The 21,300-nt window shown below is 45.8% G+C and carries 34 protein-coding genes; 4 read left to right on the top strand and 30 right to left on the bottom strand.

Features of this window, described 5'->3' with window-relative positions:
* Positions 1-120: 120 nt before the first annotated feature.
* The 14 genes from F9L33_RS11720 to F9L33_RS11655 form a co-directional block, all read right to left on the bottom strand.
* On the bottom strand, positions 121-1,257 hold the full coding sequence (locus tag F9L33_RS11720) for a hypothetical protein (RefSeq protein WP_226804104.1): 1,137 nt from the start codon (positions 1,255-1,257) through the stop codon (positions 121-123).
* Positions 1,258-1,636: 379 nt separating this feature from the next.
* On the bottom strand, positions 1,637-1,825 hold the full coding sequence (gene rpmD, locus F9L33_RS11715; RefSeq protein WP_152142989.1) for a 50S ribosomal protein L30: 189 nt from the start codon (positions 1,823-1,825) through the stop codon (positions 1,637-1,639).
* Between the two features lie 3 nt (positions 1,826-1,828).
* Entirely contained in the window at positions 1,829-2,389 is a 561-nt protein-coding gene (rpsE, locus tag F9L33_RS11710; RefSeq protein ID WP_152142988.1) for a 30S ribosomal protein S5, read from the bottom strand.
* 101 nt (positions 2,390-2,490) lie between these two features.
* Positions 2,491-2,850 carry a 50S ribosomal protein L18 gene (rplR, locus tag F9L33_RS11705; protein WP_152142987.1) on the bottom strand — a complete coding sequence of 120 codons (360 nt, stop codon included), beginning with the start codon at positions 2,848-2,850 and terminating at the stop codon, positions 2,491-2,493.
* Between the two features lie 12 nt (positions 2,851-2,862).
* The gene (gene rplF, locus F9L33_RS11700) at positions 2,863-3,396 is read right to left on the bottom strand and encodes a 50S ribosomal protein L6 (RefSeq protein ID WP_152142986.1); all 534 of its coding nucleotides are present in this window, start codon (positions 3,394-3,396) and stop codon (positions 2,863-2,865) included.
* A gap of 10 nt (positions 3,397-3,406) precedes the next feature.
* Positions 3,407-3,799 carry a 30S ribosomal protein S8 gene (gene rpsH, locus F9L33_RS11695; RefSeq protein WP_152142985.1) on the bottom strand — a complete coding sequence of 131 codons (393 nt, stop codon included), beginning with the start codon at positions 3,797-3,799 and terminating at the stop codon, positions 3,407-3,409.
* Positions 3,800-3,811: 12 nt separating this feature from the next.
* Positions 3,812-4,117, bottom strand: a complete 306-nt coding sequence (gene rpsN, locus F9L33_RS11690) for a 30S ribosomal protein S14 (RefSeq protein ID WP_152142984.1) — start codon at positions 4,115-4,117, stop codon at positions 3,812-3,814.
* Between the two features lie 17 nt (positions 4,118-4,134).
* Positions 4,135-4,686, bottom strand: a complete 552-nt coding sequence (gene rplE, locus F9L33_RS11685; RefSeq protein ID WP_152142983.1) for a 50S ribosomal protein L5 — start codon at positions 4,684-4,686, stop codon at positions 4,135-4,137.
* Positions 4,679-4,993, bottom strand: a complete 315-nt coding sequence (gene rplX / locus F9L33_RS11680; RefSeq protein ID WP_152142982.1) for a 50S ribosomal protein L24 — start codon at positions 4,991-4,993, stop codon at positions 4,679-4,681. Before rplX ends, rplE begins: the two co-directional genes overlap by 8 nt.
* Before the next feature lies 1 nt (position 4,994).
* Positions 4,995-5,363 carry a 50S ribosomal protein L14 gene (rplN, locus tag F9L33_RS11675; protein ID WP_152142981.1) on the bottom strand — a complete coding sequence of 123 codons (369 nt, stop codon included), beginning with the start codon at positions 5,361-5,363 and terminating at the stop codon, positions 4,995-4,997.
* 64 nt (positions 5,364-5,427) lie between these two features.
* Positions 5,428-5,661, bottom strand: coding sequence for a 30S ribosomal protein S17 (gene rpsQ / locus F9L33_RS11670; RefSeq protein ID WP_152142980.1), 234 nt, complete (start codon positions 5,659-5,661; stop codon positions 5,428-5,430).
* Between the two features lie 10 nt (positions 5,662-5,671).
* Complete coding sequence (rpmC, locus tag F9L33_RS11665) at positions 5,672-5,875, bottom strand: 50S ribosomal protein L29 (protein ID WP_152142979.1); 204 nt, start codon at positions 5,873-5,875, stop codon at positions 5,672-5,674.
* A gap of 216 nt (positions 5,876-6,091) precedes the next feature.
* Complete coding sequence (locus F9L33_RS11660) at positions 6,092-6,937, bottom strand: hypothetical protein (protein WP_152142978.1); 846 nt, start codon at positions 6,935-6,937, stop codon at positions 6,092-6,094.
* 173 nt (positions 6,938-7,110) lie between these two features.
* A complete protein-coding gene (locus F9L33_RS11655) occupies positions 7,111-8,028 on the bottom strand; it encodes a HEPN domain-containing protein (RefSeq protein WP_152142977.1) in 918 nt (305 codons plus the stop codon).
* Positions 8,029-8,159: 131 nt separating this feature from the next.
* Here F9L33_RS11655 and F9L33_RS11650 point away from each other — a divergent pair, with 131 nt between their 5' ends.
* Together F9L33_RS11650 and F9L33_RS11645 are read left to right on the top strand one after the other, a co-directional pair.
* On the top strand, positions 8,160-8,930 hold the full coding sequence (locus tag F9L33_RS11650; RefSeq protein ID WP_152142976.1) for a hypothetical protein: 771 nt from the start codon (positions 8,160-8,162) through the stop codon (positions 8,928-8,930).
* Positions 8,931-8,940: 10 nt separating this feature from the next.
* Positions 8,941-9,261, top strand: a complete 321-nt coding sequence (locus F9L33_RS11645) for a hypothetical protein (RefSeq protein WP_152142975.1) — start codon at positions 8,941-8,943, stop codon at positions 9,259-9,261.
* A 35-nt stretch (positions 9,262-9,296) separates the two neighbouring features.
* On the opposite strand, the gene F9L33_RS11640 is transcribed toward F9L33_RS11645, so the two are convergent.
* From F9L33_RS11640 to F9L33_RS11630, 3 genes are all read right to left on the bottom strand, one after another.
* Positions 9,297-9,875, bottom strand: coding sequence for a hypothetical protein (locus F9L33_RS11640; RefSeq protein WP_152142974.1), 579 nt, complete (start codon positions 9,873-9,875; stop codon positions 9,297-9,299).
* A complete protein-coding gene (locus tag F9L33_RS11635; RefSeq protein ID WP_152142973.1) occupies positions 9,875-10,495 on the bottom strand; it encodes a TIGR02466 family protein in 621 nt (206 codons plus the stop codon). The genes F9L33_RS11640 and F9L33_RS11635 overlap by 1 nt, the downstream gene beginning before the upstream one ends.
* Before the next feature lie 81 nt (positions 10,496-10,576).
* A complete protein-coding gene (locus tag F9L33_RS11630; RefSeq protein WP_152142972.1) occupies positions 10,577-11,515 on the bottom strand; it encodes an alpha/beta fold hydrolase in 939 nt (312 codons plus the stop codon).
* A 122-nt stretch (positions 11,516-11,637) separates the two neighbouring features.
* Between F9L33_RS11630 and F9L33_RS11625 the strand changes: the two genes are divergently transcribed.
* Complete coding sequence (locus F9L33_RS11625) at positions 11,638-12,204, top strand: CGNR zinc finger domain-containing protein (RefSeq protein ID WP_152142971.1); 567 nt, start codon at positions 11,638-11,640, stop codon at positions 12,202-12,204.
* On the opposite strand, the gene F9L33_RS16070 is transcribed toward F9L33_RS11625, so the two are convergent.
* On the bottom strand, positions 12,201-12,818 hold the full coding sequence (locus tag F9L33_RS16070; protein ID WP_152142970.1) for a LysR family transcriptional regulator: 618 nt from the start codon (positions 12,816-12,818) through the stop codon (positions 12,201-12,203). The genes F9L33_RS11625 and F9L33_RS16070 overlap by 4 nt on opposite strands.
* A gap of 116 nt (positions 12,819-12,934) precedes the next feature.
* Between F9L33_RS16070 and F9L33_RS11615 the strand changes: the two genes are divergently transcribed.
* Entirely contained in the window at positions 12,935-13,330 is a 396-nt protein-coding gene (locus F9L33_RS11615) for a Rid family hydrolase (RefSeq protein WP_152142969.1), read from the top strand.
* Positions 13,331-13,412: 82 nt separating this feature from the next.
* On the opposite strand, the gene rplP is transcribed toward F9L33_RS11615, so the two are convergent.
* From rplP to F9L33_RS11555, 12 genes are all read right to left on the bottom strand, one after another.
* Positions 13,413-13,826: a 50S ribosomal protein L16 gene (gene rplP, locus F9L33_RS11610; RefSeq protein WP_152142968.1), complete on the bottom strand. Its 414-nt coding sequence runs from the start codon at positions 13,824-13,826 to the stop codon at positions 13,413-13,415.
* A gap of 17 nt (positions 13,827-13,843) precedes the next feature.
* Positions 13,844-14,560: a 30S ribosomal protein S3 gene (gene rpsC / locus F9L33_RS11605; protein WP_152142967.1), complete on the bottom strand. Its 717-nt coding sequence runs from the start codon at positions 14,558-14,560 to the stop codon at positions 13,844-13,846.
* Complete coding sequence (gene rplV / locus F9L33_RS11600) at positions 14,560-14,952, bottom strand: 50S ribosomal protein L22 (RefSeq protein ID WP_152142966.1); 393 nt, start codon at positions 14,950-14,952, stop codon at positions 14,560-14,562. The genes rpsC and rplV overlap by 1 nt, the downstream gene beginning before the upstream one ends.
* A gap of 3 nt (positions 14,953-14,955) precedes the next feature.
* Complete coding sequence (rpsS, locus tag F9L33_RS11595; protein WP_152142965.1) at positions 14,956-15,234, bottom strand: 30S ribosomal protein S19; 279 nt, start codon at positions 15,232-15,234, stop codon at positions 14,956-14,958.
* Between the two features lie 3 nt (positions 15,235-15,237).
* Positions 15,238-16,077, bottom strand: a complete 840-nt coding sequence (rplB, locus tag F9L33_RS11590) for a 50S ribosomal protein L2 (RefSeq protein WP_152142964.1) — start codon at positions 16,075-16,077, stop codon at positions 15,238-15,240.
* A gap of 353 nt (positions 16,078-16,430) precedes the next feature.
* Entirely contained in the window at positions 16,431-17,195 is a 765-nt protein-coding gene (locus tag F9L33_RS11585) for a hypothetical protein (protein ID WP_152142963.1), read from the bottom strand.
* A gap of 592 nt (positions 17,196-17,787) precedes the next feature.
* On the bottom strand, positions 17,788-18,879 hold the full coding sequence (locus F9L33_RS11580) for a GTP-binding protein (protein WP_193222045.1): 1,092 nt from the start codon (positions 18,877-18,879) through the stop codon (positions 17,788-17,790).
* A 224-nt stretch (positions 18,880-19,103) separates the two neighbouring features.
* Positions 19,104-19,400 carry a 50S ribosomal protein L23 gene (locus F9L33_RS11575; protein WP_152142961.1) on the bottom strand — a complete coding sequence of 99 codons (297 nt, stop codon included), beginning with the start codon at positions 19,398-19,400 and terminating at the stop codon, positions 19,104-19,106.
* A complete protein-coding gene (gene rplD / locus F9L33_RS11570; RefSeq protein ID WP_152142960.1) occupies positions 19,397-20,017 on the bottom strand; it encodes a 50S ribosomal protein L4 in 621 nt (206 codons plus the stop codon). The genes F9L33_RS11575 and rplD overlap by 4 nt, the downstream gene beginning before the upstream one ends.
* Positions 20,017-20,763: a 50S ribosomal protein L3 gene (gene rplC / locus F9L33_RS11565; RefSeq protein ID WP_152142959.1), complete on the bottom strand. Its 747-nt coding sequence runs from the start codon at positions 20,761-20,763 to the stop codon at positions 20,017-20,019. The genes rplD and rplC overlap by 1 nt, the downstream gene beginning before the upstream one ends.
* A 16-nt stretch (positions 20,764-20,779) precedes the next feature.
* Positions 20,780-21,088 (bottom strand): 30S ribosomal protein S10, encoded by a 309-nt coding sequence (rpsJ, locus tag F9L33_RS11560; RefSeq protein ID WP_152142958.1) that lies wholly within the window; start codon positions 21,086-21,088, stop codon positions 20,780-20,782.
* Positions 21,089-21,179: 91 nt separating this feature from the next.
* Positions 21,180-21,300, bottom strand: a 121-nt coding sequence (locus F9L33_RS11555) for a hypothetical protein (protein ID WP_152142957.1), incomplete at its 5' end; no start/stop codon positions are given.

The raw sequence follows: 21,300 nt of genomic DNA, 5'->3' as shown, positions 1-21,300 counted from the left end.
AGTACCTTTGTTGTTTGTAAATACTTTTGCTTGAGGTTCTATTGGATGCAAGAAATTTTCAAACAATCAAATGAATAAAAACGCCCCACACATATGGGACGTTCTTCTTTTCTCCGCACCCTATTTAGAAATAGACGCAATGCAGGCAACAACCCCGCCTCTTGCATCATTTACAGTGGATGTCAGCTTAAAGCCTTGATCCGTATAATCTTTGCGTACAGCTTTATTATCGTACATTGTTCTGAAAAGCTTCGACATATCATCTGAGCTGTCTTTCAAAACACAAATATTGGTACCGTTATCCTGAAAATATGGCACTGCAAACATTTGTGCAAAACGCAATGAATTATCAAGAGATGTAAAGCGCATCACACCTTCTGCACCTCTTAAGCCGAAGTTTCTATCTGCAAAGAATACACCAGCAAATACAAAACTTTCAGGATCACTATCACCAAAATCAACCATAGCTTGGATTTGTACTTTTGGTGCTGATAAATCACCAAACTTATTATCTTCCATGAAATCGACCATGTGACCATGCTGCATGAATAAATCACCTTTGTTGTCATTATTCCAATTCTTAACTTTAAAATCATGGTCTGTCTTATTTATGATGAACCCTAAAATCTTTTTCGGGTTTTCAAGAAACAGATAAAGTAACAACACTACAAGAACGACAACGATAGCCGCAACCGCAGTTTTCATACCAATTCCAGTAATACCTTTTTTAAGAGCCGCCAAAAACTTAATACCTGGCCCCATAGCCTTATAAGTTCCAACAGCCATGGGTACTCCCACAGAAAGCAAAGCTCCGCCCACGATTTCCAATGCCAATTGACCAGGCGTTGCAGCTTTCTCCATATTTTCAAATCGCTTCGTCAAGTTGTAAACATATGTTTTTAGCGTTGAGCCTGTATATGTGCGCAACACATCCGCATTCGCTGTAGAAAAGCTCAGGTTTGGCTCAATGTCGATTTCAGCTTTCAACATCTCATCAAGTGTAATGATTTCTGCTGTGTCTTGCTCTGTTTCATCCATGAAAAACTCATTTCCAGCCTGATACTCACGTTCGAATTTCGAACAAAGCAAAGCTTCAACCATGGCTCGCCGCTTTTCATCAAAGCTCATCTTGGGACATGACATTATGGAAATTAAATCAACTCCGTTGCGTTCTTGAAGTGGCGCACATATTCTTAAAGCTACCTCACGGGAGCTTAGGCCATCAAAATCATTTGGTAGGTTCGATAAATCTAACATATCTTTGCTCTTTCTTTTAAAATGAATAAAAACCGTCGACAGCACTTTAGCCAACGATAAGATCAAGCTTCGAGACATGATTATTCTTAGTCCCCGAAGCATACATCATGTGACTTAGGGAAAGGCGAAATATACCTACAAAAATTATGGAAAGAGTAACTCGTAAAGAAAGCCGTTAACTCTAATTCACAAGTTTTTAAGGTATATTAATTATGGTTAATAATTCGTTAACGAAGTTTTTTGAATACACTTATTTACACCAGGGCGCACAGTTTAAGATACGCCTAACCTATTTTTAAAATGCAGTTTACTCAAAACAAAAAACGACCCGTATCTCTACGAGGCGTTTTTCAATTCTTAACTCAAAGTGTCAGGCCAGTTAGCCTTTTTCTTCGATGATCTCTACCATGTGAGAAACTTTAGCAACCATGCCGCGTACGGCTGGTGTGTCTTCAAGCTCACGTGTTTTGTGCATTTTGTTCAAACCCAAACCGATCAAAGTTTGACGTTGCTTTTGAGGGCGACGAATTGGTGAACCTGTTTGCTTAACTACGATAGTTTTAGCCATGTCTTAAGCCTCCTCTTTCGCAGCAGGAGCCGCGTCAGTTTTTGGCAAAATGTCAGAAACTTTCTTACCACGACGTTGTGCAACGTTACGAGGTGAAGCTTCTTTTGACAGACCGTCGATTGTTGCACGGATCATGTTGTATGGGTTTTGTGTACCGATTGATTTTGCAACAACGTCTTGAACGCCAAGCATTTCAAACACAGCACGCATTGGACCACCCGCGATGATACCAGTACCCTGAGGGGCTGTACGCATTACAACTTTACCAGCACCGTGACGACCATTTACGTCGTGGTGCAATGTGCGGCCTTCACGTAGAGGCACACGGATCATTTGGCGTTTCGCTTGTTCAGTCGCTTTACGGATCGCTTCAGGTACTTCTTTTGCTTTACCTTTACCGAAACCAACGCGACCTTTTTGGTCACCAACAACAACAAGTGCAGCAAAACCAAAGCGCTTACCGCCTTTTACTGTTTTTGAAACACGGTTAATCGCAACTAAGCGATCTTGGAATTCCGGAGCTTCATCGCGATCGCGACCCCGGCGATTGTCATCTCTAGCCATAATGGCCTCCTAAGATATCAGGCTTGCGCCTATTAAACTCAATCCAAGTGAAGCAGTATGCTCCCCGGATCATCGAGGTGGACCGAAGCCCACCTACAATTTTAGAATTTCAGACCGCCTTCGCGGGCTGCGTCAGCAAGTGCCTTCACTTTGCCGTGGAACAAAAAGCCACCACGGTCGAAATAACACTCAGCAACACCAGCTTTTTTCGCACGCTCAGCCAAAGCTGCGCCTACTTTTGCAGATGCTTCAACGTTGTTCTTGCCTACAACACCCAGTGCTTTCTCCATTGAAGAAGCCGCTGCGATTGTTACGCCAGCCACATCATCGATCAATTGAACCGAGATGTTTTTAGACGAACGGTGTACGCTCAAACGAGGACGGCCAGCGGCCATCTTCTTAATTTTGTTCCGGTTGCGCATGCGACGCTTAAGGAACAGAGTTCTCTTACTATTAGCCATATTATGCGCTCCTTATTTTTTCTTACCTTCCTTGCGGAAGATATATTCGTCTTTGTATTTGATCCCTTTGCCTTTGTAAGGCTCAGGCTTACGCCACTCGCGAATTTTCGCAGCGACTTCACCAACTTGTTGTTGGTCAATACCTTCGACGATGATTTCAGTTGGTTTTGGTGCCGTAACAGTTACGCCTTCAGGGAAGTCGATGTTAACGTCGTGTGATAGGCCAAGAGTAAGGTTCAGTGTTTTACCTTCCATCTTAGCACGGTAACCAACACCGTTAATTTCTAGTTCCTTTTTGAAGCCTTCCGTTACACCCGTTACGCAATTTGCGATAAGTGTGCGGGACATGCCCCATTGCTGACGAGCACGCTTAGATAAGCCGCGAGGCTTAACGTTTACGACATTGTCAGCAACTTCGATTGTTACATCATCAGTGGCCTTAAACGTGCGAACACCCTTAGGACCTTTCACTTCGATCGTTTGACCTGACACAGAGGCAGTAACGCCTGCTGGTAGATCAACTTGTTTTTTACCAATACGAGACATCAGATACTCCTTAGAAGATTGTGCAAAGCACTTCGCCGCCAACATTGGCAGAACGTGCTTGTGCATCTGACATCACGCCACGTGGCGTAGATACGATTGCAACACCAAGACCTTGACGCACAGAAGGAATTTCTTGTGCAGCAGAGTAAACGCGACGGCCAGGTTTGGACACACGCTTAAGCTCTTTGATCACAGGCGCGCCGTCGAAGTATTTCAAAGAAATCTCCAACTCAGGAAAGCCTGCTTTTGATGTCGAGTTTTCATAACCGCGGATATAGCCTTCGTTCGCAAGAACGTCGAGCACCCAACCACGCAGTTTTGACGCTGGTGTTGATACTGTAGATTTGCCACGCATTTGAGCGTTGCGAATACGTGTCAACATATCACCGATAGGATCGTTCATAAATTCTCTCCCTTACCAGCTTGACTTAACCATGCCAGGAATCATACCGTCTGACGCCAATTGACGAAGAGCGATACGTGACACTTTTAGTTTACGATAGTACGCCTTAGGACGACCAGTTACCTGACAACGATTGTGCAGACGAGTTGGTGCCGAATTGCGCGGTAGTTTAGCCAATTTCAAACGTGCTTTGAAACGCTCTTCCATTGGTAGATCTTGGTTATTCGCGATCTCTTTAAGTGCAGCACGTTTAGCAGCATATTTCTCTACTAATTTTGCGCGCTTTACTTCGCGTTGAACCATTGCAGCTTTTGCCATGTTCTTTCCTTCCGCGATCAGCTGGTAAAAGGCATATTGAATTGCTTCAATAGGCTTTTAGATTCTGCATCTGTTTTAGCAGTCGTACAGATAACAATGTCCATACCCCACATCTCGTCTACTTTATCATAGTCGATTTCTGGGAATACGATGTGCTCTTTAAGACCCATGGCATAGTTGCCACGGCCATCAAAGCTTTTGTCTGATATACCGCGGAAGTCGCGGATACGAGGCATAGCTACAGTGATCAAGCGATCCAAGAATTCATACATCTTTTCGCCACGTAGTGTAACTTTACAGCCCAAAGGCATGTCTTCACGTACGCGGAAACCAGCGATTGATTTCTTAGCTTTAGTGATCACCGGTTGTTGACCAGCGATAGACGCCATGTCAGCAACTGCTGAGCGGATTTTCTTAGAGTCGTTTACAGTCTCACCGACACCCATGTTCAAGACGATTTTGTCTAGTTTTGGGATCATCATGTCGTTCTTGTAACCGAACTCTTCTTTCAAAGCAGGACGAGCAGTGCCGTCATAATGTGCTTTTAGACGTGGAGTATAATCAGCCATCGATCAACGCTCCTGATTTTTTAGCGAAACGTACTTTTTTGTCGCCTTCCATTTTGAAACCAACGCGTGTTGCGCCGCCTTCTTTTGGATCGACCAAAGCCAAGTTAGACAATTGGATCGGCATATCTGTTGGGATACGGCCACCTTGACCAGCTTGTGATTGTTTCGTGTGACGGATTGCAGAGTTAACACCTGCAACGATTGCTTTACCAGTTGTAGGATTGATAGAAGAGATTTCACCCTCTTTACCTTTGTCCTTACCAGTCAAAACGATGACCTTGTCACCTTTTTTCAACTTAGCAGCCATATTACAGAACCTCCGGTGCAAGCGAAATGATCTTCATGAAGTTCTTCGCGCGTAGTTCGCGAACAACTGGGCCAAAGATACGTGTACCCATAGGCTCATTCGCATTGTTTAGGATGACTGCAGCATTGCCGTCAAAGCGGATTGCTGTGCCGTCTTCACGACGGACTTCTTTGGCAGTGCGAACCACCACAGCTTTGCGAACGTCACCTTTTTTCACGCGACCGCGTGGAATGGCTTCTTTCACAGAAACTACGATAATGTCGCCAACGGAAGCGTACTTCCGTTTAGAACCGCCCAGAACCTTGATGCACTGAACACGGCGAGCGCCGCTGTTGTCAGCTACATCCAGATTAGTTTGCATCTGGATCATGTGGTTTCCTCCGACCTGTAGGGACCGATGCTTTGTGGCCCTACGGTTTCGTTAAACTGGTTGCTTAGGCGTCAGCCAAAACAGTCCAGCGTTTCGTTTTCGAAATCGGCTTACACTCTTCGATACGAACAGTATCCCCGATTTTGAATTGGTTATTCGCATCGTGTGCACGATATGTCTTAGACTTACGAATAGTTTTCTTAAGAACCGGGTGCTGGAAGCTACGCTGAACTGAAACAGATACTGTTTGCTCGTTCTTGTCGCCTGTTACTGTGCCGGTTAGAATACGCTTTGGCATGTCAGTCCCCTTATTCAGCTGCCGCTTCGGCAGCTTTCTGGTTCAAAATTGTCTTGATGCGCGCAGCAGAACGGCGTGCAGTCTTAATCTGAGCTGTGTTTTCCAACTGGTTTGTTGCAGCTTGGAAACGTAGGTTAAACGCTTCTTTTTTAGCCGCAGCCAACGCGTCGCGCAGCTCGTCAGGTGTTTTGTCTTTTAGTTCGTTGGCATTCATCGCCATTTTCCTTTCAACATCACTGGTAGGCCCCGCTAACAGAACGTTTAGACACGCCCATGGGTCACCCTGATTCCAGTGGAGTACATGATGAACGGCTCCTTTACGCCTGAAACGGCTATATGGCAAGGGGAAAACAGGGATATTTATAAAGGGCTAAATGCTTTGTGCTGTTTGGGCACAATATGATGTATTCAATGGTTCTTCACCAACAAATTAATACGGCGCCTCTATCGCCTCAAAATTTTCTTTATTGAAGTCATGTATTAATTTGGGTTCTGCCAATTTAGCCTGGCTGTTTATCTTTTGTCGCCAGAGCTTACCTTCTGACGCATAAATAATGTTTTTACCATCTTGTTCAGCCCACTCCCAATCTAGACATGGTACCTCTTCATTACTTTGTGAAACCAAAACATGCTCATCCCGGTAAGTTCCTCGACCAATAGGTTGGTTAATATCTGCTATAGCACTTTTCCTGATCTTCCAATGTGCCCATAAATCCTTTTCAAAAAATGTCACATGCGGGGTTCGCCAATCGGCTGGATCACCTTCACGGCCAATTTCTAACCAACCATCACGTTGTAGGCGGCGATAGTAAATGTCTGGGCATTCCGAACGGGTATTCCCATCACTTTGTTGATCATGTTTTTCTGAAATCTCCCAATGATCCCTCACTTTATTTATTTCTGTACAACCCCTATTTAACCAGTACGTCTTATTGTCGTTAAATAATCCACCACCATTCCAACAATCACCCCAAGGGATAAATGTCAGTGCCTTTAAATATGGTGCGCGAGAAATTGCAGTCCAAGAGCCCAAACTAACAGGATCATCCCAACGGCCATTCATTGCGAAATAGATCATATACTTACCGTCTGGAGACAAATCGCAACGAAACTCATAAATGCGCCCCTTCAACCATTGACCAGTCGTGATTTTATCAGTTTTTCGGTCCCAACCAAATAAACCTACTTTTTTTGATGGCCCTCGCCTAATAACAACAGCTTTCGAACTTTCTCTGGCTAGAAGAACATGCAGTCGTGCTGGGAAACCATTACTCATAATTTTCTCAATTTATTTAAATTAATACCAGAATATAAAATCACACAAAACGATTTAGCAAGCATAGGTTGCCTAATCTTGAGTCACAGTTTGCTTGTTAGCTTATGTTTTCAACTGGCCCGCTTGCGGGCCGCGCCCGATCCTCCCCCACGGGAGGGCGCACTGCGCCCACCCTAGTCTCGGGCGCTGTGTTGCAATTTATCTAAATGGGTTTGGCAGGCGTGATCCACTATCCCTATCAATTTACTCACTTGCCTATCCAACCATTCCAACTCTTCTTTTGTAATCTCGTAGTGCTTGGAATAGCGAGCCTCTACATAAGCTCGTTTTAGGAGGCTGAAATAGCGGTCATAAGGTTTTTGGTTTCTTGGCCATACATTTCGCAAGGTTTGGTTTATCTCTTCACAACGTGCACGAAGTTTCCCAATATCATGTGATTTTGGGCTATATAAAGTATGAGTGAGCAGAAAGGCTGCGTATGCACTTTCAGTTGCTTGGTGTAATTCGAAAGCTGCATTGTTATGTATATTTTCGTTTATGTAGAAGTCCGCACCCTTAAGAAAATTACGAGCATTATTCATCCATAATTCATAATAATCATTCGCCATATCATAAGCACGTTGTGCATCAGGCGCTGTCGGGTCTGCCAGACGATATTTTGGCGAACCGTTCTTAGCATCTTGATACTCATAGAGCATCACACCATCATTATAGAGATCAAAAAAGAAATACTGTCCGTCTTTCAGTGCCGAATTCACCTCATCCAACGTATGGTAAATCACCTGAACGGGCGTTTTGATCTCTTGCAATATCTGCTCGGTCGGCATCCAGTAATCCACCACATCCGTAAAGTCGGGATGATCGACGATCACCAGAATATCAAAGTCCGAATAATACCCGCCCTTATGATCCTCGACCCAGCCACCACGGGCATAGGACCCATAAAGGATCACTTTCAGGATTTTGCCGTTCCGCTTATGCGGCTGCGTGGCGTTTTCCAGCTTCGCCGCCAACCCTGCGCGCAACACATCCACAACCTGCGCCAACTCGCGCTGTTTTCGCGGCGGTAAATGGTCAAGGCTGGTTTGCATGGGCGTCCTGTTTTTAGATCAGACTATCCACGATAGGTGGGCCGAAGTCTAGGTTGTTTCGCAGGTAAACCAAGAACCCCGCCATTGACAGCTTTAATGTATACAATACAAATAATGCAGGGGAGAGATGAATGATACGAAAACTACTATTATCCGCATGTATCGCATGCCTTGGCGCTGTTCCAGGGATTGCCGACACTAAAAACGATCAAAAGATTTCGCTGCAATTACGGTTCAGCAAATCTGACAGCAACACAACCAACCGAGATCGCGAACGTATTTCGACAATTCTGCGCTATACGAAAAAGTTCGCGCCCAAGGCCAGCGGGTTCTTTTATCTGTATAATGCGAATTTGGATGCAACCAATGCCTTTGGCACCTCAGACGCGGACATCAACGGTATCGGTGCAGGCATGACATTTAATGTCAGTAAACTGACCATCGCCACACTTGCATTTTCCTATAACGACAATGCCGAAGTGTTTAATGGCGGCGGCGCGCCTGCCACCAGTGACGGCGATGCGGTCACAATCGTGGCTGGGCTGCAAAGGTTATTTGGTATTGGGCGAAAATCCACATTGGTGGGCAGTATCAATCATGCGGTCAGTGTGCTGGATCAGGATTTCACGGGCACCCCGTTTGAAGATACGCGGCACATCACGACGTTGGGATTACAATACACACAGAAAATCGCAGAAAAAACATCCCTTTCCGTTGGTGCAAAATCCCTGTTTTCCAACGAAAACATAACCGCCCATTTGGTGGACCAAGCCAATTATGTTAGCGTCGGTCTGTCCCAACGTTTTGGCGCCGTAACAACAGTCAGTCTGACAGGCAGTTCAGGCATTGGCGCCATCTCTGGCGACAGTTCCATTGGCCTAAAAGTCAGCCGTAGTTTTTAAGGAGTATCCCATGAAAATCCTATCATATATTATCGCAGCAACAATTGCGGCATTCCCAATACAAGCCACGGCACAACACTTTGAAATCGAAATCGTTGATGGCAATTTTTTTCTAGCCGTCTGGGATGGCGCCATTGACCTGTCTACAGACGATGGAACAGGATCAGACACCGACAGCTTTGGCGAAAGTGAAGATTTTTCCTTTGGGGTCGTCAGAGAAGACGGTGAAACGACACAGCTTTTACTCCCGCCACCATCAGATCCGATCATAGACCCCGTGGACAACAGTATAGACAACACACTGGATTCCTCTGCGGGCATATTAGACTAGATGCAAAAAGGTGGGCAATACCCACCTGATTTTGTTCAGAGGCCTTGCTTTGCCTTCTTGGCACGACGTTCTGCGAAAACAACCTCAACAGGCAACCATTCATAGCGTTTATCTTCTAGTGGTGGCGCCCAAAACAGCAGCCCACCTTTACGCCATGGATCAAGTACCAATGTTTCGTACAAACTGCTTCCTTTGCGACCAACCAGAACGGTGCTGTGTTCAATCCGCAAAGGTTTGCGGGAATTGGCAATAGAACGGTGCAAATCCAACGTTTTGAAATTCTCTTTTGCCAGACGCGCCTCCAGATCATCGGCCCAATGCCAACACAGGCCACGTGTGCGGTAACCCAAATTCACCTTGGTATTATGTGTCAGCGGGGTATCCGTGATCCCATACTCAACCGCCAACTGGCGCGGGTATTCATAGGCAATACGGGCAGCGCGCGCAGCCTCTTCAGGATCAATATTAGGACCCAATGCAAGGATGCCACTTGTAAGCTCTGTCACCTCTTGTTGTGTGACAGGCGGCAATTCAGTTGGGTTAGATGTAGATACACACCCACTTAAAAACACCACTGCAATCAGCGGCACAATAATCTGTTTGAAAATTCCCATTATCCCCAACCGTAATTAAAACTGACGCTTATGCGTTCTTCATCTGACATATTCATGGGCACCTCATGTCGCAACCAACTTTCCCAAAGCAAGACATCCCCTGCCTCTGGTTCCACATATATAAAGCTTTGCATCTCTTTTCGCGCATCACTTTTGCGTGTAGGTGCGGCCATCATCATTTGCGACCGCGGGTCTTCAAATTTAATCGCACTGGCATCTTTTGGGCGAGAGACATAGGTGGTGCCACTGATCACTGAATGTGGGTGAATGTGAGATGTGTGAATACCACCTGTCGGCAGGATGTTGATCCAAAGGCTATCGAGCTTCAACTCCTTACCATCCAGATCAAATTGCAAATCCTCAGCAAAAGCCATGACGTGTTTATCAAGAGCTGCTGCTACATCCTGAAAGATCGGGAACCGCCATTCCAGATCGTCGAGGGAAGCATAGCTGGTGTACCCAGGGAAGTCATTTTCCTCGCACCACAGCTGTCCAGCCTCATCATCTTCGGCGATAGAGAGGCAAGTATTCTCAAACTCAGAGGCATCAATTTTGCTGCCGACTTCATTCAAAGCAGCGCGGTACAAGCGGGTTACGAAAAGTGAATCAATTTGTGACATACAGGATAGATAGCGCAAACAAACTGCAAGCGCGAGCCTGATAAAGTTGTAGAGTGCGTGGTTTTCCACGCACTCCTTTTTTCATTCAATGCCACGTTCTATTAAGAAGGTCCGCACTTTTTCAGCAATAAATTCACCTTCTTCCTCCAGTGGGAAATGGCCCGTGTCCAAGATATTGTAATCAATGTCTTTGACGTCACGTTTATAGCCTTCGGCACCAGACACTGGGAAAAACGCATCGTTCTTACCCCACACAACCAAAACAGGCGGTTGGTTTTCTTTTAGGTACGCCTGCCACTCAGGGTAAAGCTTCACATTGTTACGATAATCATAGAACAGATCCAACTGCACATCATGCATGCCTTCGCGGGTCAGGTTGTAATAATCCAACAACCAGTTGTCTGGCAAAATCGCCTCTGGGTTACGCGTGCCATGCGTGTATTGCCACTGCATTCCACCAAGGCTGTAAATATTTTCGGCAATCGTTTTGCGCAACTCAGGCGTTGGGTTTTCCCACAGCGATAGGATCGGCGCCCAAACCTCTTTGTTGATACCCTCTTCATACGCGTTGCCGTTTTTGATCAGCAAGGTTTCAACACGTTCTGGATGTTCAGTGGCAATACGGAAACCGACAGGGGCGCCGTAATCGTGCATCATCAACGAGTATTTTGAAATGCCGCGTTGTTCCAAGAATGTGTCAATCGTATCGGCAAAATTATCAAAGGAATATGTATATTGGTCAGGGGATGGGAAATCACTCGACCCAAAACCTGGGTAGTCTGGCGCGATAACATGATAGGCGTCACTCAGATCATCAATCAAATCGCGGTATTGGTGCGAAGAACTTGGAAACCCATGCAACAAAACCAAAGACGGTTTCGATGGATCTCCCGCTTCGCGGTAAAAGATTTTTGTCCCCTTCACACTTTCATAACCGTAACTCACCTCGGCTGTTGCAAAACCCGCTGTTGATGCCAGCAAAACGGCACCTGCGACGGCTGATTTAAATATGTTCAACATTATGTTCTCCAAATTGCGGGCAAAGCTGCCTCACTTACTTTTGTAACCTTCTTGATTACACCATATAGGTTACATTGCTATTTCAACTTGATTAACCAGTCAACAGCACTTAGATAGGTTACATGTCACAAACACGTGTCCCCTTTCAGTTTATCGGCAACGATACAGCGCTTGATTTTGTCAACACGCTGGTCGCCTATAAGGATGCACCATTGGACTTAATTCCAGATGCGGCAAAGTTCGATGGTTGGTTGAAAGCGGCAGGGATCACCCCAAAGCGCACGTTCTCAATGGATGAAATGCAAGCGATTTATGGATTGCGAACAGCGATGAAGGCTGTGTTTGATGCACGTATGTCTGACAAAACACCATCAGCGCAAGATATTGCTACAATTGACGCCTATGTGGCGTCCTATACGCCCAATCTGCAACTGACTTATGTAAACAAAACCTTTACCCTGCGCCCACGGGATGAAGAACTGGAACCGCATGCGATTTTAGGAAAACTGGCGCAGATGGCCGCAGAGCTATTGGCATCCGTTGCAGATGGTACCTTAAAGAATTGCTCTAACCCAGAATGCGTGTTGGTCTACAAAGATACCTCCCGCGGCTCAAAACGCCGCTGGTGCAGCATGAAAACCTGCGGCAACCGCGCAAAGGTCGCAGCATTTCGGGATGGTTTAAGTTAATTCTCCAAATCTGACGTTTCTTGGGACCGCCTCATCATAGCATTTTGCAGCAGTTGATGCTCCCGACACCCCGAAACAGCAGGCAACATTGCCAAGGTAACCTCTTTTGTTGAACCATCTGGCATTCTGAAAGCCATTTGTTCCAAATGCAGCTCTGGATGTCTGGCAAGAGGTTGGCGCAACAACGCATCAATGCCACCATCCAACAGCATGGTTGGATCGCTCGCCTCAGTTATAACCGCAATAGGGCCATTTGTTTTTTCATCGCGCAGTTTTGATATCGCTGTGCGAAACTCTGGCCCCAAAGACGTAGCAATACCCAACCTGAATGTGCGACTTTTCAAAATACTTGAAGCCTCATCTGTTGCGCGCGAAATGAGGCGAAACGCATCACTGATCGGGCTAAGATAGGCCTCGCCTTGTTCCGTTAAAACCAACCCACGTGGTAATCTTTGGAACAGTTGCACACCCATTGTTGCTTCAAGAGCTTTGACCTGCTGACTGATTGCACCAGCAGTGACACATAATTCACTCGCTGCGCGCTTAAAGCTCAAATGCCGCGCCGATGCTTCAAATGCACGCAACCCGTTCAAAGATGGCAGTCGATATGTCATAAAATAGAACCTGTTTATGGAATAGATTTTCTAAGGCACCTGCATAGAAAGCCTGATTTGTTAAGATTTATATACAAGTGATACTTTCAAACCATACCAAAATGAAAGGAATTGATATGGGACGAAATATTGTGGCCCCAAAAGACATAAAAGACCTTTACAATGCTTGGGGGTTTGCTCCAGCTATTCAATCAGATGATCTGTTGTTCATTGGTGGGCAGGTAGGCATCTATTCAGATGGCACCACGCCAAAAGATCCAGCGCAACAAATAGAACAAGCTTTTGTGAATATGGGTGCTGTGCTGCATGCCGCAGGTGCAACCTATGATGATGTCGTTGATTTATCCGCATTTTATACCAACTACCCCGAACATGGCGGTTTAGCGCGCCCCATAAGGGAAAAGTTTTTTGGTGTGGAAACACCGCCAAACTGGACAGCCATTGGAGTTGCCGCTCTGGCAGAGCCATTTGTTTTTGAAGTTAAAGCTATCGCACGTGTACCCGCAAAATAATCCTTTAACTTTATGCATATGATAATAAAGAAACCCCCAACCTTGCGATCAGGGGTTTCTAATTTTTTAGAAGCGTGAAAGCTTACCAGTCTTCGCGTTGTACAACACGTGTTTTCACTGGCAATTTCATTGCTGCAAGGCGCAAAGCCTCACGTGCAACGTCTTCGCTTACGCCGTCGATTTCGAACATGATACGGCCAGGTTTAACTTTGGCTGCCCAAAATTCCACAGAACCTTTACCTTTACCCATACGAACCTCAGTAGGCTTTTTGGTAACAGGCAAGTCTGGGAAAATACGGATCCAAACACGACCTTGACGTTTCATGTGACGTGTCATTGCACGACGCGCCGCTTCGATTTGACGGGCTGTGATACGCTCTGGTTCAGTCGTTTTTAGACCGAATGAACCAAAGTTCAGATCAGAACCGCCTTTAGCTTGGCCGTGGATACGGCCCTTAAACGCTTTGCGGAATTTAGTACGCTTTGGTGAAAGCATTGTAGTTCTCCTTCAGCTTAGCGGCGTGGAGGGCGGTTGCCCTGTGGACGCGGCGCACCGCCTTCTTGTGCTTCAGCAGCACGGCGATCATGTGCTTGTGGATCATGTTCCATGATCTCACCTTTGAAGATCCAAACTTTGATACCGATGATACCATAAGCTGTCAGACCTTCTGCACGTGCATAGTCGATGTCCGCACGCAATGTGTGCAACGGAACGCGACCTTCACGGTACCATTCAGTACGCGCAATCTCTGCACCACCAAGACGGCCTGCACAGTTGATACGAATACCAAGGGCACCCATACGCATTGCGTTTTGAACAGCGCGTTTCATCGCACGACGGAAAGATACACGGCGCTCTAGCTGTTGAGCTACTGATTCAGCAACCAATGCAGCGTCTAGTTCTGGCTTGCGAACTTCAACAATGTTCAAGTGCAATTCAGAATCTGTAAGCGCAGAAACCTTCTTACGAAGTGTTTCAATGTCAGCACCTTTTTTACCGATGATCACACCAGGACGTGCAGAGTGAATAGTCACACGGCACTTCTTGTGTGGACGCTCGATGATAACACGAGCAACACCAGCTTGAACACATTCCTTCTTGATGAAGTCACGGATCTTAAGGTCTTCTAATAGAAGGTCGCCATAGTCTTTGCTTTCAGCAAACCAGCGGCTGTCCCATGTACGGTTGACTTGCAAACGGAAGCCAATTGGATTGATCTTTTGACCCATTATGCTTGCTCCTCTGCTGCAGCTGACGGTTGACGTACTACGATAGTAACTTGAGCGAATGGCTTCAAGATTTTGCCGTAGCGGCCACGAGCACGTGGACGTCCGCGTTTCATTGTAAGGTTTTTACCAACCCAAGCTTCTGCAACGATCAACTCGTCAACATCCAAACCGTGGTTGTTTTCCGCATTCGCAATCGCTGATTGCAATGTTTTCTTAACATCATCAGCAATACGCTTTTTAGAAAATGTAAGATCAGCCAACGCTTTGTCTACTGATTTGCCGCGAATAAGTTGCGCAACAAGATTCATTTTCTGCGGGCTAGTCTTTAGCATGCGAGATACGGCCATAGCTTCGTTATCTGCAACGCGACGAGGGTTCTTAGACTTAGACATCTTTTACTTCCTTTTCGCTTTTTTATCAGCCGCGTGACCGTAGTATGTACGGGTCGGGCTGTATTCGCCAAACTTCTGACCAATCATATCTTCAGATACGTTTACTGGGATGTGCTTGTGGCCGTTATAAACGCCAAAAGTCAAACCAACGAACTGAGGTAGGATCGTCGAACGACGAGACCAAATTTTAATTACTTCATTACGCCCTGATTCACGTGAAGCTTCCGCTTTTTTAAGCACGTATGAATCAACAAATGGGCCTTTCCAGACTGAACGAGGCATATCTTAGCGACCCTTCTTCTTAGCATGACGAGAACGAACGATGTATTTATCCGTTGTCTTGTTTGAACGTGTACGAGCACCCTTAGTCGGCTTACCCCATGGTGTCACAGGATGACGACCACCAGATGTACGACCTTCACCACCACCGTGTGGGTGATCAACAGGGTTCATAACAACACCACGTACAGATGGGCGAATGCCCTTGTGACGGTTACGACCAGCTTTACCCAAGTTTTGGTTGCTGTGATCTGGGTTAGATACTGCGCCTACTGTTGCCATACACTCTTGACGAACCAAGCGAAGCTCACCTGATGACAAACGCACCTGAGCATAGCCACCATCACGACCAACAAACTGAGCATATGAACCAGCAGCCCGTACCATTTGGCCGCCTTTGCCTTGCTTCAACTCGATGTTGTGGATGATTGTACCGATTGGTAGACCAGTGAACGGCATTGCGTTACCTGGTTTGATATCTGCCTTAGCAGATGAAATTACTTTGTCACCAATAGCCAAACGCTGTGGTGCAAGGATGTATGCTTGTTGACCGTCTTCATATTTGATCAACGCGATGAACGCAGTACGGTTAGGGTCGTATTCGATACGCTCTACCGTGGCTGGCATGTCCATTTTGTTGCGTTTGAAGTCAACGATACGGTATAGGCGTTTCGCCCCACCGCCTTTGCGACGCATAGTGATCCGTCCGGTGTTGTTCCGACCGCCGTTTTTACGCACACCTTCAGTGAGCGCTTTAACAGGACGGCCTTTCCAAAGCTCGGAACGGTCAATCAGAACCAACCCACGTTGGCCTGGCGTCGTCGGTTTATACGACTTTAGTGCCATTTCTTTCTGTCTTCCGTTTTTAGCGCGATCCGCAGACCGCTGTGGTTATACGGCCCCGTAGGTCCGTCAATTCAGAGTGCAAAACACTCGGCTTTAAAAAGTATGAGAGGCCCCAGAACGAATCTGAAGCCAATCGATTGGGTGGGAGTATCAGGGATAGGGGGGACTGTCTATAGGTTTAGCGTTGTTTTATTGGGGATTGCAAGCATGCCACATAATGCCATCTAGACGCTCAAACCACCAAAACGATCCTACAAAACACCGCGCTTTCCGCACCCAGTCCGTGCAAGGCACGGACAGCACCCGATCCGCCCCCACGGGCGGGTGCTTCACACCCACCCTCGGATCGGGCGCTAATGCCCATTAAAGTATTGGCCTATATAGTTTTCCAATTTAGCTAATTGATTAACATCAGAAATCACTTTGAAAAGCTGGTTCCATATTTTAAAAATAACTGATTTATTTTCACCTTTCTCAATTGCCTGTTGCAAAAAATGTACGATTTTTACAGCCTCTTGCTCTTCATTAGAACTGCAATATTGCACCAGTCTTTTTATCTCTGCGTTAAATTCACCAATATTATAAGTGTTAGTATTAGACACAGTATTAGCACCCACAATACTTTCATTACCCCAATTCATGTTCAATGTACTTTGATCCCCGACCACTACTGACGGTTGGGTCTGGGACTTAACTTTTAACTCATTAATTTGGGCACCAATGCTATTCGCTTTTCCAAAAGAGCGTTTACAAACAATAGTTCTATATAAAAAGAAACAGCAAACAATCAGGCTAACGGAAATACATGTTGCTAATAAAAAAAACATAAATGTATTTATCGACATTCCAATTGAGCTGTCGGGAAAAATTACAACATTAAAGAGACCTGATGGGTTCTTAACTGTATTATACCAATAGAAAATAGCAGCTATAATGAATCCTATCAAACCAATAACAAGCCGCTTTGTAACCTCTTTATACCAAAAATATTTATCCCCCCGATTACGCTCAGGAAAGTATTCTTCGAATACGTCTGGATAATGTGCGCTCATCCAAGCCTCTATATCATTCCAGCTTGAGTGACCTACGGGGGGGATACTTTTCCACTTTTCGCGCATTTTTCTGCTCCAAAATAAGATTTAAAAACTATCCTTATTATTAAAAAGAAATCTACTTATTAAACCACATAATATTTATAAAATTTATTCCCCCTTCCCTAGCCCGAACACATCCCCTATCCTAACCTCAGGATGAGCCACAGCTCATCTCGGGGTGTCGTTACCCCACGTGAACCAGCTGGTGTCAGCTGAAATGATACCTTCTCGATATTCAAAGGTCGGGGAGGTTATGACGTATGTCCAGGGTTTCGGCCTAAAGGTCATAGCAGTCGTGGTTCACGCGGCTAACGAACTCCCCGGCTGTCGGATCATCCGACGGCCGTTTTCATTTGTATATTTGATTTAAGGGAGCGGCGTATTAGCCCATGATGATATTTCCACACAGCAACAGTTTGCACACCATTTACATAACCAAGCGCACCAGATCATTAATTTTGCAGATGTTGTTTGACGAAGGGCACTTGACCCCAGATGATCCACTCCTCCCCCTCATCATCGCATTTACAAAACAAACCAATGTTGGTGAGGTCCGTATTAGGAATAAGTTACGCTTGGTGTTTCGGTAATATTCACGCAGAGCTTTCGCAACAGACTACAGTATCTCAACAGCCGAATGATCTTCTTCAAACTTATTTCTTCGCAACATATCAAGACTGCGGGCCAGTTCTGGGTTCGTCATATCCCGCGCAATCACAACAACACGGGAACGGCGATCACCCCCTGGCCAATCTGATAAAGCTACGGGTGGATCAAACAAGTGTTGCACCCCATGGAAAACAAACGGCGTTTCAATACCCTCCAGGTGCACAATCCCTTTGACACGCAAAATATCAGAACCGCGCAATAAGATTAAAGTATCTAGCCAAAGATCAAAGACGTCAGACGGAATGGGATCATCCAGCACGATTGATGCTGAACCAATGCGCGCATCATGTGCATGTGGCAATGCTTTCGTTGGCGTGAACGGTGCCAACCCCGAAAGATTATCCAATGATGTTGGCTTGGGCTTGATATCATTCGGTATCAACCACGCCATAACCTGATCTGGTTTCCCCGTTTCATCCATACCACTCAGCCCCCAAAGAGAGGTAGTCGGAACGACACCACGATCGGCTTTTAAAATGCTTGCTGTTGGGTTCAGTGATTTTAGGCGCGTTTCAAATGTATGCCACTCATGTTCTGGCACTAGGTCAGTTTTACTTAGCACCAACAAATCCGCCATTGCCACCTGTGAAACAGCTTCGAATTGACGATCAAGCGTATCAGGGCCTGCCGCTGCATCGACCACTGTCACAACACCGTCCATACGAAAGTTCTTTGCCAAATATGGATCGACCAATAACGTGTGCAGAATTGGGGCAGGATCAGCAAGACCGGTTGTTTCAATCACCACACGGTCAAACGTTATGTTGCCTGACTGTTTACGCTCCATCAGGTCTTGCAAAGTTTGCGCCAGATCACCGCGAATGGAACAGCACAAACACCCCGATTGCATCAACACGACTTCTTCGTCCACGGTTTGAATAAGATCATGGTCAAGCCCAGCTTCACCAAACTCATTCACAATCACAGCAATCTTTGTACCAACGGCATTGGCCAATATTGCATTAAGAAGCGTTGTTTTACCCGCACCCAAAAACCCAGTCAGCAAAGTGACAGGCAGGCGTGTGGCAGATGTGGGCATTATTGGCGTCATTTTATCCAAGATACTAAGATTGTTATATTATAACATAATTACACATTAAGAAACAAGACATGATGTTCAAACCAGCACACAGAATTTAAGTTAATCAGAGAAAGGCGCATTACTATCAATAAGATAGACAAATGTCCCAACTGGGACATACCCCCTAAACGAAAAAAGCCCCCAGCATACGCCGAGGGCTTCTTAAATCTATTTAAACCGTCTTAAAGACCAGTAGAGACGTCGATTGTGTTACCTTCTTCAAGTGTAACATATGCTTTTTTAACGTCCTTACGTTTACCCAGCTGACCGCGGAAACGCTTTACTTTACCTTTAGTGATCGTAGTGTTCACTGCTTTTACTTTAACATTGAACAAGCCTTCTACAGCTTCTTTGATCTGAGGTTTGTTCGCATCAATAGCAACTTCGAAAACAACAGCGTTGGCTTCAGAAGCCATAGTTGCTTTTTCCGTAACGATCGGCTTGCGAATTACATCGTATAGTTCTGCTTTAGTGCTCATTTTAGACGAGCCTCCAATGCTTCAGCGCCAGCTTTTGTTAGAACCAAAGTGTTTGACTTCAAGATGTCGTACACGTTCGCACCTTGGCTTGGCAAAATGTCCAAACCGTCGATGTTACGTGATGCCAACAAGAAGTTTGCATCCACTTCAGCACCATCAATCACAAGTGCTTTTTTCCAGCCAAGGTTTTTGACAGTTTTTGCCAATTCCTTAGTTTTTGCGTCTTTCAAAGTCGCCGCATCTAGGATCACCAACTCACCAGCAGTTGCCTTTGCAGACAAAGCGTGGCGAAGACCCAATTTACGGAACTTCTTTGTCAAATCGTGCGCGTGTGAGCGAACTTTTGGACCTTTGTAAACACCACCACCGCGGAAGATAGGCGCCGAACGAGCACCGTGACGAGCGCCGCCAGTACCTTTTTGACGGTAAATCTTCTTTGTTGAGTAGCTTACTTCAGAACGTGTTTTCACTTTGTGTGTACCCGCTTGGCGTTTCGCCAATTGGTAACGCACAACACGGTGAAGAATGTCAGCGCGTGGCTCAAGACCAAAGATTGTATCGTCAAGATCGATAGAACCAGCGGCTTTAGAATCCAACTTGATTACGTCAGCTTTCATTATTCTGCTCCTCCTTCAGGTGCTTCGGTTGCGGTCGCAACTTGAGCTTCTTCTACCTGAGCTGGTGCTTGTTGGCTGCGTAGAGCTGCTGGGAAAGGAAGACCTTCTGGGGCTTTCTTTTTCACAGCGTCTTTAACAGTCACCCAACCACCTTTTGAACCAGGAACAGCGCCTTTGATCATGATAAGACCACGATCGATGTCTGTTTTAACAACTTCCAAGTTCTGTGTTGTGACACGAGCAGCGCCCATGTGACCAGCCATTTTCTTACCTTTGAAAACGCGACCAGGGTCCTGACATTGGCCTGTTGAACCGTGTGAACGGTGAGAGATAGACACACCGTGTGTCGCACGCAAACCAGAGAAGTTCCAACGTTTCATCGCACCAGCAAAACCTTTACCGATTGATGTGCCGGATACGTCAACTTTCTGACCGTCTAAGAAGTGGTTTGCAGTAATCTCTTCACCAACTTCGATCAGGTTGTCAGCAGAAACACGGAATTCCGCGATTTTGCGTTTTGGTTCTACTTTTGCTTTTGCAAAGTGGCCACGCATTGCTGCAGATTGGCGTTTTGCTTTAGCAACACCAGCACCAAGTTGAACAGCTGTGTAGCCGTCAGTTTCAGATGTGCGTTGTGCCACAACTTGTAGGTTTTCCATTTGAAGAACAGTTACAGGGATCTGTTTACCGTCTTCCATGAACAAACGAGTCATGCCAACTTTTTTTGCTATAATTCCAGAGCGCATAATATCCAGGCCCCTTTTATAGTTTGATCTCAACATCCACACCAGCAGCAAGATCAAGCTTCATAAGCGCGTCTACTGTTTGTGGAGTTGGGTCAATGATGTCTAATAGACGCTTATGCGTCCGGATTTCGAATTGCTCACGAGATTTCTTGTTTACGTGTGGACCACGCAAAACAGTAAACTTCTCGATCTTATTCGGCATAGGGATTGGGCCACGTACTTGTGCACCAGTCCGCTTGGCTGTGTTTACGATTTCCAGTGTAGACGCATCTAGCACACGGTAATCATAAGCTTTTAGCCTAATACGAATGTTTTGGCTTTGCATTGTTTAGCCTTTCAAGGCGTTAGAGTTGATAGGTAGAGCGACAGAGAACCTGTCGCCCTACGTCGAACCCGAAGGTTATTAGTGTAGTGTATTAAAGGATTTTAGAAACGACGCCTGAGCCTACAGTGCGGCCACCTTCACGGATAGCGAAGCGCAAGCCTTCTTCCATCGCGATTGGGTAGATCAATTCTACTGCAAACTTCAAGTTGTCG

It is taken from the genome of Amylibacter sp. SFDW26 (assembly GCF_009184395.1).
In the GTDB taxonomy this organism is placed as follows: Bacteria; Pseudomonadota; Alphaproteobacteria; order Rhodobacterales; family Rhodobacteraceae; genus Amylibacter.
The sequence above is the reverse complement of the archived record's forward strand: the minus strand, read 5'-3'. Positions and strand labels throughout refer to the sequence as shown.